General features: G+C 69.7%; 9 protein-coding genes. 6 read left to right on the top strand and 3 right to left on the bottom strand.

The features are described 5' to 3' along the window. Positions 1-68: 68 nt before the first annotated feature. The gene (locus tag CCK91_RS01695) at positions 69-635 is read right to left on the bottom strand and encodes a dihydrofolate reductase family protein (protein WP_086472586.1); all 567 of its coding nucleotides are present in this window, start codon (positions 633-635) and stop codon (positions 69-71) included. 93 nt (positions 636-728) lie between these two features. On the opposite strand from CCK91_RS01695, the gene CCK91_RS01690 reads away from it, so the two are divergent. The 3 genes from CCK91_RS01690 to CCK91_RS01680 are packed head-to-tail and all read left to right on the top strand — an operon-like array spanning position 729 to position 4,466. Next, positions 729-3,383 (top strand): excinuclease ABC subunit UvrA, encoded by a 2,655-nt coding sequence (locus CCK91_RS01690; RefSeq protein ID WP_086472585.1) that lies wholly within the window; start codon positions 729-731, stop codon positions 3,381-3,383. Positions 3,384-3,418: 35 nt separating this feature from the next. After that, entirely contained in the window at positions 3,419-3,961 is a 543-nt protein-coding gene (locus CCK91_RS01685; RefSeq protein ID WP_086472584.1) for a hypothetical protein, read from the top strand. 37 nt (positions 3,962-3,998) lie between these two features. Beyond that, positions 3,999-4,466, top strand: a complete 468-nt coding sequence (locus CCK91_RS01680) for a BLUF domain-containing protein (protein WP_086472583.1) — start codon at positions 3,999-4,001, stop codon at positions 4,464-4,466. Here the strand turns inward: CCK91_RS01680 and CCK91_RS01675 are convergent. Both CCK91_RS01675 and moaA read right to left on the bottom strand, forming a co-directional pair. Continuing rightward, positions 4,463-4,720 carry a MoaD/ThiS family protein gene (locus CCK91_RS01675; protein WP_064293945.1) on the bottom strand — a complete coding sequence of 86 codons (258 nt, stop codon included), beginning with the start codon at positions 4,718-4,720 and terminating at the stop codon, positions 4,463-4,465. The two genes, CCK91_RS01680 and CCK91_RS01675, sit on opposite strands and share 4 nt — an antisense overlap. Beyond that, entirely contained in the window at positions 4,713-5,780 is a 1,068-nt protein-coding gene (moaA, locus tag CCK91_RS01670; protein ID WP_064293946.1) for a GTP 3',8-cyclase MoaA, read from the bottom strand. Before moaA ends, CCK91_RS01675 begins: the two co-directional genes overlap by 8 nt. A gap of 90 nt (positions 5,781-5,870) precedes the next feature. On the opposite strand from moaA, the gene CCK91_RS01665 reads away from it, so the two are divergent. From CCK91_RS01665 to CCK91_RS01655, 3 genes are all read left to right on the top strand, one after another. Then, entirely contained in the window at positions 5,871-7,436 is a 1,566-nt protein-coding gene (locus tag CCK91_RS01665) for a molybdopterin-dependent oxidoreductase (RefSeq protein ID WP_086473117.1), read from the top strand. Between the two features lie 194 nt (positions 7,437-7,630). Continuing rightward, complete coding sequence (locus tag CCK91_RS01660; RefSeq protein WP_086472582.1) at positions 7,631-9,367, top strand: ABC transporter ATP-binding protein; 1,737 nt, start codon at positions 7,631-7,633, stop codon at positions 9,365-9,367. A gap of 2 nt (positions 9,368-9,369) precedes the next feature. Beyond that, positions 9,370-11,454 carry an ABC transporter ATP-binding protein gene (locus CCK91_RS01655; protein ID WP_207568160.1) on the top strand — a complete coding sequence of 695 codons (2,085 nt, stop codon included), beginning with the start codon at positions 9,370-9,372 and terminating at the stop codon, positions 11,452-11,454. The last annotated feature ends 26 nt before the right edge of the window (positions 11,455-11,480 follow it).

The following is an 11,480-nucleotide window of genomic DNA, read 5'->3' as shown; positions in this document are numbered from 1 at the left end:
CCTGCTCGATTCGCCCCGAGTGGTCGCATGCACGAAGCGTGGGCGACCATTCGGGGCGAATCGAGCTGTCAGCGCGGCAGCACCTCGTAGGTGATGCGCACGAGCCCGTCCTCGGGCGTCGCGTGGGTGCCGCGGAGCCGCAGGCGGACGTCGGCGTCGAGGTCGCCGAAGAGGCGGGCGCCCGAGCCGATGAGCACCGGTGCGACCGACACGGTGATCTCGTCGACGAGGCCCGCACCGAGGAACGCCTGAATGGTCCTGCCGCCGTCGATGTAGACGCGGCCGGCCCCGGCCTCGTCGAGCAGGGCGGCCGCCTCGTCGACCGACCCGGCGACCGTGACGCGGTCGTCCCCGGCCTCGAGTGTGGTGCTCAGCACGACGACCCGCTTGCCGTCGAACGGCCACTCGCCGAAGCCGAGGACGGTGTCGTAGGTGGAGCGGCCCATCACGAGCGTGTCGATCGTCGGGAAGAACGAGTCCCAGTCGAGCGCCGGGTGCTGCCCTGGCGCATCCGCGGCATGCTCCCGCGGCTCGAGCTCGGTGAGCCAGCCGAGGTCGCCGTCGGGCTTTGCGATGTAACCGTCGAGGCTCACGCCGATGAAGACACAGCCGTGCCAGGAACGTTCACGAGTCATGAGGACGATCCTGCCTTCCACCCCCGACATCGCGCATCGGGCGGGGCACGTCAACCGGTCGCCCACCGGACCGCGGCGACGTAGGGTGATCTGATGCCCGAACACGCCCCCGAAGCATCCGACCCGTTCGTCCGCGTCCGGGGAGCCAACGAGAACAACCTCCGCAACGTGGACGTCGACGTGCCGCGCGATGCGATCGTCGCCTTCACCGGGGTCTCCGGCTCGGGCAAGTCGTCGCTCGCGTTCGGCACGATCTTCACCGAGGCGCAGCGACGGTACCTCGAGTCCGTCGCCCCGTACGCCAGACGGTTGATCCAGCAGGGTCACGACCCGCACGTCGACTCGATCTCCGGCCTGCCACCGGCGGTCGCCCTGCAGCAGCGACGCGGCGCCCCCAGCTCGCGCTCCAGCGTCGGCACGGTGACGACGCTCTCGAACTCACTCCGCATGCTCTTCTCACGCGCCGGCACCTTCCCCGAGGGATTCACGACCCGTCTGGACTCGGACGCCTTCTCGCCCAACACCGCCGTCGGCGCCTGCCCGGAGTGCCACGGCATCGGCGTCGCGCACACGGTCACCGAGGACTCCCTCGTGCCCGACCCGTCGCTGAGCATCCGCGAGGGCGCGATCGCCGCGTGGCCGGGAGCCTGGCAGGCGAAGAACCTCCGCGACATCACCATCGCCCTCGGATACGACGTCGACCGCCCCTGGCGGGAGCTCGACCAGGAGGACCGCGACTGGATCCTCTTCACCGAGGAGCAGCCGGTCGTGCAGATCACGCCGCAGCGCGACCGCGTCGCGAAGCCGTACAACGGCATGTTCTGGAGCGCCAAGCAGTACGTCTTCCACACCCTCTCCGACTCGAAGAGCCAGATGATGCGGAACAAGGTGCTCCAGTTCGTGCGCTCGGGTCCGTGCCCGCTCTGCCACGGCACGGGACTCCGCCGCGAGGCGCTCGCGGTCACCTTCGCCGGCCGCACGATCGCCGAACTCAACGCCTTGCCGATGACGGAGCTCGCCGAGGTCATCCGGCCCACCACGGAGCTGACCGACGCGGCGCCCGCACTCCCGACGACGCTGTCCGGCGAGCGCACCGACGTCGCCGTCGCCATCACGACCGACCTCCTCGCGCGCATCCGCGTGCTCACCGACCTCGGACTCGGCTACCTCGGCCTCGGGCGCGTGACCACGACGCTCTCCCCTGGCGAGATGCAGCGGCTCCGGCTCGCGACCCAGCTGCGCTCGGGGCTCTTCGGCGTGGTCTACGTGCTCGACGAGCCGTCGGCGGGGCTGCACCCGGCCGACGCGGAGCCCCTTCTCGAGGTGCTCGAGCAGTTGAAGCGCTCGGGCAACTCGGTCTACGTCGTCGAGCACAACATGGACGTCGTCCGGAACGCCGACTGGATCGTCGACGTCGGCCCCGGCGCGGGTGAGGGTGGCGGCGACGTGCTCTACAGCGGGGCCGTCGAGGGTCTCGCCGACGTCGAGGCCTCGGCGACCCGCCCGTTCCTCTTCCCCGACCAGCACGGTCCGGCTCCCGCGCGACGAGCACTCCGCGAGGCACGCGACTGGCTCGAGGTCGAGGGCATCACGCTCCACAATCTCGCCGGCGTCGACGCCTCGATCCCCCTTGGGACCTTCGTCGCCGTCACCGGTGTCTCGGGTTCCGGCAAGTCGACCCTCGTGAGCCGGGTCCTCCGCGACGTCGTGCGCGATCACCTGCGCGCGGACGGCCGGACGACGGACGACGTCGTGCGCGATCACCTGCGCGCGGACGGCCGGACGACGGACGACGTCGCGGACGATGACGACGAGGTGCCCACCGATCCCGATGCGGCCGAGGGTTCCGGCCTGGCGGAGGCGACGGTGCCGGACGGACACGCCGACACGCTCACCGTCCGCCGCGCGCGCGGGCTCGAACACGTGGACCGCCTCGTGCGGGTCGACCAGAAGCCCATCGGACGCACACCGCGGTCGAACCTGGCGACCTACACCGGACTGTTCGACGCCGTCCGCGCGGCCTTCGCCGCCACGGACCTCGCCCGCGAACGCGGCTACACGGCCGGCCGGTTCTCGTTCAACGTCGCGGGAGGTCGCTGCGAAACCTGCCTCGGTGAGGGCTTCGTGTCGGTCGAGCTGCTGTTCCTCCCCGGCAGCTACGGGAAATGCCCGACCTGTGACGGCGCTCGGTACAACGCGGAGACCCTTGAGGTCACCTACGACGGGAAGTCGATCGCAGACGTCCTCGCACTCACCGTCGAGCAGGCGGCCGAGTTCCTCGCGGCCGTCCCGGCGGCTGCGCGCAGCCTCCGCACCCTGCTCGAGGTCGGCCTGGGGTACCTGCGACTCGGCCAGCCGGCCACCGAGCTGTCGGGCGGTGAGGCGCAGCGCATCAAGCTCGCGACGGAACTCCAGCGGGTGCGACGCGGTCACACGCTCTACCTCCTCGATGAGCCGACGACCGGCCTCCACCCGGCCGACGTCCGTCGTCTGCTGGCGCAGTTGAACGCGCTCGTCGACTCCGGCGACACGGTCGTCGTGGTCGAGCACGAGATGGACGTCGTCGCGGCGGCCGACTGGGTGATCGACCTCGGACCGTCCGGTGGCGACGCTGGTGGACGCATCGTGGCCGCAGGCACCCCGGACGCCGTCGCCGCAGACCCTGATAGCCGCACCGCGCCCTACCTGGCGAAGCGACTGGCGTTGCTCGGTGCCGCACCGTCACCGGAGGACGCGTCGGCGGGATGACGCCCCGCTGTCGCCGAGCGCCTAGCGTGGAGTCCATGCAGACGACCGATGCACGCCGTGACCTCCGCGCTCAGCGCATCGCTGTCGTCGTCTGGGCGGTCGCCGCGACGGTGATGCTGGTGCTCGCTCCCATCGAGGAACTCATCTGGGCACCGCTCGCGATGACGGACGACTCTTACGGCCTCGAGGCGATCTACGGGGTGTTCACGCCCACCACCCTGGCCGTCGGCCTCGTCGGGGTCGCGATCGCGTTCCTGCTCGGCCTCGCTGCCATCCTGGTGTTCACCCACCTCGGATGGCGCGGCCGGCTCGGCACACACTGGGTCCACGTCGCGACCCTCGGTTCGATGCTCGTCTGGCTCGGTCTCCTGGCCATGTTCGTCGCCGGCTTTGGCGTCGGGAACACCGTGTCCGACGAGATCCCGCCGTACGTCGGCCGGTCGTCATCGATCGGCGAACTGCTCCAAATGCTGGCGCTCGTGGCGTTCCTGGCGACCGTCGTCGGCGCGATCTCCTCGCTCGTCCTGATGTTCCGGTCGGCCGGGGTGGCCCGTCGCGCCTGGCAGGCTTCGCGATGAGCCCCTATCCGACACCTGACGTGTAAGGTCACGGAGTATGACGCAGCCCGAATCCGCGTTCCTCTCCGTGACCTACGTGAGTACGTCCGCTGCGCCGCTGACGCAGACCGCCCTCGAAGCGATCCTCCGTCAGTCCCGAGACAACAACGAACGCTCGGGCCTCACCGGCATGCTCGCCGTGCGAGGCGACGACTTCTTTCAGGTGGTCGAAGGGCCTCCTCCGGCCGTGCGCCACGTGCTGCAGCGGTTGCGCGAGGACACCAGACACAGCGAGCTGCGGGTCCTGGTCGAGGAGGAGATCGACTACCGGCGGTTCCCCGACTGGACGATGCGCTGCGAGAACCTCGACGACTACCCGGCTGACTCGATCCCCGGCTACCGGGCGTCGCACGAGGACGAATCGGATGCACGGCGCCATCGCATCCTGGACCTCGTGCGATGGTTCCAACACCGCGCGACCCGCGCCCTGGCCGAGCGTGGTCGCTCGGCGACGTCGCCGTCCTAGCCGCCGGCGAAGGGTGGGAGGACGTCGACCCGGGCGCCGAGCGGACGCGCGTCGTCGCGACTGACCACGCCGTCGACCAGGAACGAGCCTGACGCGAGTACCTTCGCCATCGCGTCGCCGTAGCGCTCGAGCAGCACGGACTTCAACTCGCCGACCGTCGCGACCGCGGGCAAGGACTCCTCGGGGACGCCGGCGGCCTCTTCGGCAGCGGCGAAGTAACGCACGAGTACCTGCAGGGTCGTCGTCTCAGCCACCGATCGCTCCCATGCTCCGCTCCGGACGGACGAAGTCGGGCGACGCGATGCGGTGCCCGGCCTGCTTGTGCCACATCGCCGCGCGCCAGCGGTCCGCGATCTCGACGTCCTCGACGCCCGAACGCAGCATGCCCCGGAGGTCGGTCTCGTCGTCGCCGAAGAGGCAGGAGCGGATCGTCCCCTCGGCCGTGAGCCGGGTTCGGTCGCAGTCGTCGCAGAACGAGCGCGTGACCGAGGCGATGATGCCGACCGTCGCCGGGCCGCCGTCGACGAGCCACTCCTCGGCAGGAGCGGAGGGGTCCTCGCGATGCGGAGCGGTGAGCGTGAAGCGGGAGCCGAGGACGTCGAGCAACTCGGCCGCGTCGACCATGTTCTCCCGCACCCACGCCTCGTCGGCGTCGAGCGGCATCTGCTCGATGAACCGGAGGCGGCAACCGTTCTCGATCGCCCAGGACAGGAGGGCGACCGCGCCGTCGAGCGTGTCGCGCATGAGGACGGCGTTGATCTTGAGCGGCGTCAGCCCGGCGCGCTTGGCGGCCTCGATGCCGGCCAGGACGGCGGGGAGGCGGTCGCGACGCGTGAGCCGCGCGAAGTGGTCGCGGTCGACGGTGTCGAGGGAGATGTTCACACGGGTGAGCCCGGCGGCCACGAGCTCGTCGACGCGCTTGTCGAGTCCGATGCCGTTGGTCGTCATGGAGATCGAGGCGTCGCCGGCGACCGCGGAGCTACGGGCGATGATCTCCGCGAGGTCGGGGCGCATGAGCGGCTCACCGCCGGTGAAGCGGATGTCGTGCACCCCGAGGTCGCGGACGGCGATCTCGACGAGGCGGCCGATCTCGGTCGGCGTCAGCAGGTCGTCGCGGGCGATCGCGGGGAGACCCTGCTCGGGCATGCAGTACGTGCAGCGCAGCGAGCACTTCTCCGTGATCGACACCCGGAGGTCGCGGGCGACCCTGCCGAAGCGATCGATGAGGCCGTCGACGTCGGGGCGTCCGGCAGCGTCCGGGATGTGCCTGAGCGGCGACCCGATGCGTGGGATTCCGAGCCCGACTGTGGTCATCCCCCCAGGGTACGGGGATGGACGGCCGACTTGCCCCTCTAGAGCCGCTTCCGGGAGGAACGCCCAGCGGGCGCGCGTAGCATGACGGACATGGAGCCCCGCCGCCGCACCCTGCTCGCCGGTGCGTCCGGCGTCGTCGCAGCCGTCGCCACCCTCGGTTCGGCCGAGGCCGTCGCAGCGTTCGTCGCCCCCGCGAGCTCGCCCCTGCTCGCCGTGGGCTCCCTCGTGATCGACCTCGTGCCCGGCTGGGTGAAGGACCTCGTCATCGCCCTGTTCGGCACCGACGACAAGCTCGTGCTGCTCATCGTGCTCGGTGTCCTGGTCGCGGCCCTCGCCGTCGGGATCGGCATCCTCGAGGAACGCCGCCCGGTGGTCGGGAGCATCGCCCTCGCGCTCGTCGGCGTCGTCGCGGTCGTCGCAGCGATCACCCGCGCGGACGCCGGCCTCGACTGGGCGTTCCCGAGCATCGTCGGCACCGCCGTCGGCATCCTGGTGCTGCGACTGCTCGTGACCCGGCTCCGGACCTGGGACGATGCGACGGTCGCGGATGAAGCCCGGCCGGTCGTCGGCGCCTCGCGGGCCGAACTCCCCCGGCGCTCCTTCCTCGTCCTGCTCGGCGGCACCGCGGTCGGCGCCCTCGTCGTCGGCGTCGGCGCGCGCGTCGCCTCGGCCGGAGCGGTCGCCGTGGAGACCATCCGGAAGGCGCTCAAGCTCCCGACGGCCGCCGTCGCCGCACCACCGGTCCCCGCTGGAGCCGAACTCGGCATCGACGGACTCACCCCGGTCGTGTCGGCGAACGACTCCTTCTACCGGATCGACACCGCCCTCCAAGTACCGAACATCGACCCCTCGACCTGGAGCCTCAAGATCACCGGCATGGTCGAGCAGGAGGTCGAGATCGGGTTCGAGGAACTCCTCGCCCTCCCGCTCCAGGAGTCGATCATCACGCTGACCTGCGTCTCCAACCCCGTCGGCGGCGACCTCATCGGCAACGCGCTCTGGCTCGGGTACCCGATCCGCGAGTTGCTCGCCCGCGCGAAGCCCAAGGCCGGGGCCGACATGGTCCTGTCGCGGAGCATCGACGGGTTCACCGCCGGTACCCCGCTCGAGGTCCTGCAGGACGAGGACCGCGACAGCCTCCTCGCCGTCGGGATGAACGGGCAACCGCTCCCGCTGCAGCACGGCTTCCCGGTCCGCATGGTCGTCCCCGGCCTGTACGGGTACGTCTCCGCCACGAAGTGGGTCGTCGAGCTGGAAGTGACCCGCTACGCGGACGCCCGGGCGTATTGGACCGACCGCGGCTGGTCGGAACGCGGGCCCATCAAGACGGAGTCGCGCATCGACGTGCCGCGCAACGGTGGACGTGTTGCTGCAGGCAACGTCGCGATCGCCGGCGTCGCCTGGGCACAGCACACGGGCGTCAACCGGGTCCAGGTCCGGATCGACGACGGCGACTGGCTCGACACGACCCTCGCGACCGCGATCTCCGACGACACCTGGGTGCAGTGGGTCCTCCAGTGGGACGCCCCGGCCGGCGACCACACCATCGCCGTCCGCGCGACCGATGCCGCCGGGAAGACGCAGAGCGAGACCCCCGTCGACGTCGTCCCCGACGGCGCGGAGGGCTGGCACACCATCTCCGTCGGCGTCGACTGACCCGAGATCATCACGATTCCGAACCGGGACACCACCGTGTCACCGGTGCGGAGTATCGTCACTCGGGCACGTCCCTCACGCTCCCGTCCGGCTGCGCCGCCGACCGGAGCACTGGTCTCGCGCCAGGCCCGCTCCACCTCGTCACCCGTCCGCGCGACGCCCCGCGCCGGACACGAACCGTCTAAGGACCTCACGTGGCCCTCCTCGCCCTCGCCCTCCGACACGCCAAGCCGTACGCGGCCTGGGTGGTCGCGGTGTTCGTGCTGCAGCTCGTCTCGACGATCGCGGCCCTGTACCTCCCCAGCCTGAACGCCCAGATCATCGACCAGGGTGTCTCCCGCGGCGACACGGACTTCATCTGGTCCACCGGCATGACGATGCTGCTCGTCTGCCTCGTCCAGGTGGCCGCGGCCATCGGCGGGGTCTACTTCGGCGCCCGCACCGCCATGGCCATCGGCCGCGACCTGCGCCGGGAGTTCTACCGCAAGGTCGACTCGCTCGGCGCCCTCGAGATCGGCGGCTTCGGCAGCGCGACGCTCATCACGCGCGGCACAAACGACGTCCAGCAGGTCCAGATGCTCGTCCTCATGACCCTCAACTTCATGGTGTCCGCGCCCATCATGTGCGTCGGCGGCATCATCATGGCGCTCCGCGAGGACGCGGGGCTGTCGTGGCTCGTGTGGGTCTCCGTGCCGGTGCTGTTCATCATCGTCGGGTTCCTCGTCTACCTGCTCATGCCGCTGTTCCGCCAGATGCAGGACCGCATCGACGGCATCAACAGCGTGCTGCGCGAGCAGATCATCGGCATCCGCGTCGTCCGGGCGTTCGTCCGAGAGCCGTTCGAGTCGGAGCGGTACGACCGCGCGAACGAGGCGCTCACCCGGGTGTCGATCAAGGTCGGCAACATCTTCGTCCTCATGTTCCCGGTCATCATGATGGTCCTGCACCTGGCGACGGCGGCCGTGCTCTGGTTCGGTGGCCAACGGGTGGACGCCGGACAGATGCAGGTCGGTTCCCTCACCGCGTTCCTCCAGTACCTGCTCCAGATCCTCACCTCGGTGATGATGGGCGTCTTCATGGTCATGATGATCCCTCGCGCGGTCGTGTGCGCCGAGCGCATCCAGAGCGTCCTCGACACCGAGCCGAGCCTCACGGTTCCGACGAGCACCGACATCCGCGTGCCGTCGGTCGGACGAGTCGAGTTCACCGGAGTCACCTTCGGCTACCCCGGTGCTGAGCGACCGGTCCTGTCGGACGTCACGTTCACGGCGGAGCCCGGCAAGACCACCGCGATCGTCGGCTCCACCGGCTCCGGCAAGACGACGCTCCTCTCGCTCATCCCGCGCCTCTACGACCCGCAGCAGGGCCACGTCACCATCGACGGCGTCCCCGTCTCGCAGCTCACCCGGCAGCAGATCGCCGGGGTCGTCGGGATCGTGCCACAGAAGCCGTACTTGTTCTCGGGCACGATCGCCTCGAACCTCCGGTTCGGACGTCCCGACGCCACCGACGACGAGCTGTGGAGCGCCCTCGACGTCGCGCAGGCTGAGGACTTCGTCCGCGCGAAGCCGAAGATGCTGAACGACGGCGTCGCCCAGGGCGGGACGAACGTGTCCGGCGGCCAACGTCAGCGCCTGTGCATCGCCAGGGCCCTCGTCGCGAAGCCTCTGGTCTACCTCTTCGACGACTCGTTCTCGGCCCTCGACGTCGCCACCGACGCCCGACTCCGCGCAGCCCTCGGCGACAGCACCGCCGACGCGACCGTCATCATCGTCGCGCAGCGCATCGCGACCATCCGCGAGGCCGATCACATCATCGTCATGAACGACGGCGGCATCGTCGGCCGCGGCACCCACGACGAACTCCTCGAATCCAACGAGACGTATCGCGAGATCGTCCAATCGCAGCTCGCTGTGGAAGGGGTGGCGTGACCATGGCCCGTTCACCACGTGACAAGCGCTCCTCCGGTCCCTCGAAGGACACCGCTCAGGCCCCCGAGTTGACCGCGGTCGAGGAGGAGGCGCTCGCACCGGAGTTCACGCCGGGTGAGTCCGACGGCGACATGTTCGGCGGCACCCCGTCGAAGAAGGCCGAGCAGTTCTGGCCCTCCGCGAAGCGGCTCATCGGTCTCCTCGCCCCCGAGAAGGTCAAGATGAGCCTCGTCGTCGGGCTCGTCGTGCTCTCCGTCGTCCTCACGGTCATCGCCCCGAAGATCCTCGGGCTCGCGATGGACGCGATCTTCAACGGCGTCATCGGCTCGCAGCTCCCGGCGGGCGTCCCGCTCGACCAGATCGTCGACGAAGCACGGGCCTCCGGCAACGACCAGTACGCCGACATGCTCGTGAAGTCCGACATCACGCCCGGTCAGGGAATCGACTTCACCCTGCTCGGCCGCCTCATCATCATCGTGCTCGCCATGTACATCGTCGCGTCGATCCTCAACTGGGCGCAGGGATACATCCTCAACGGACTCGTCATGCGCGTGGTCTACACCCTCCGCCAGGACATCGAACGGAAGCTCAACCGCCTCCCGCTCAGCTACTTCGACACCCGCCAGCGCGGCGACCTCATGTCCCGGGTCACGAACGACGTCGACAACATCCAGACCGCCCTGCAACAGGCGTTCTCGCAACTCGTGCAGTCTGCGCTCACGGTGCTCGGCATCACGGCGATGATGTTCATCGTGTCGTGGCAGCTCGCCCTCATCGCGCTGATCGCGCTGCCCCTGTCCGCACTGATCGCCGGGGTCATCGGCTCGCGGTCGCAGAAGCTCTTCACCGCGCAGTGGAAGAACACCGGCTCGCTCAACGGGCACATCGAGGAGTCGTTCTCGGGGCTCGAGCTCGTGCGCGTCTTCGGCCGCGACAAGGAGATGCTCGCCGAGTTCGACGAGCGCAACGAGAAGCTCTACACGGCCGCGTTCGGAGCGCAGTTCGTGTCCGGCATGATCATGCCGGCGATGACCTTCGTGTCCTACCTGTCCTACGTGCTCATCGCGGTCGTCGGCGGCCTGCGCGTCGCCTCCGGGCAGATGACGCTCGGCGACGCGACGGCGTTCATCCAGTACTCTCGCGAGTTCTCGCAGCCGCTCGGTCAGATCGCCGGCATGGCGAACCAGCTGCAGTCGGGTGTCGCCTCCGCCGAGCGCACCTTCGAGCTGCTCGACGCCGAGGAACAGGACCCGGAGACGGCGACGGCACACCTGCCCGAGCACACCGACGGCCACGTCGAGTTCGACGGCGTCTCCTTCAGCTACGACCCCGAGAAGCCGCTCATCGAAGACCTCTCCTTCTCCGCGCAGCCGGGTCAGACCGTCGCGATCGTCGGCCCGACCGGGGCCGGGAAGACGACCCTCGTGAACCTCGTCATGCGGTTCTACGAACTCACGGGTGGTCGCATCCTGCTCGACGGCGTCGACATCACCGCCCTGACGCGCGCCGAGCTGCGGTCGCAGGTCGGAATGGTGCTGCAGGACGCCTGGTTGTTCGAGGGAACGATCCGCGAGAACATCCGGTACGGCCGACTCGACGCGAGCGACGCGGAGGTCGTCGAGGCCGCTGAGGCGACGATGGTCGACCGCTTCGTGCGGCAGCTGCCCGACGGGTACGACACCGTCCTCGACGCGGACGGCGGCAGCGTCTCGGCCGGTGAGCGCCAGCTCATCACGATCGCCCGCGCGTTCATCGCGAAGCCGAAGCTGCTCATCCTCGACGAAGCGACGTCCTCCGTCGACACGCGGACCGAGCTGCTGGTGCAGCACGCGATGGCAGCGCTGCGTTCCGACCGCACCTCGTTCGTCATCGCCCACCGCTTGTCGACCATCCGCGACGCGGACACGATCCTCGTCATGGAGAACGGACGGATCGTCGAACAGGGCTCGCACGCACAGCTCCTCGAGGTCGACGGCGCCTACGCCGAGCTCTACCGCACGCAGTTCCGCGGCGGCGAGGAGCAGTCGGCGATCGACGAGGCAGCCGTCGCCGACGGGTCCGAGGCGGCGCACGCACCGCGCAGCTGAGCCCTACCGACGCCGACGGGCGGGCA

The organism is Plantibacter elymi (nom. nud.) (assembly GCF_900177795.1).
GTDB classification, from domain to species: domain Bacteria; phylum Actinomycetota; class Actinomycetes; order Actinomycetales; family Microbacteriaceae; genus Plantibacter; species Plantibacter elymi.
The sequence above is the reverse complement of the archived record's forward strand: the minus strand, read 5'-3'. Positions and strand labels throughout refer to the sequence as shown.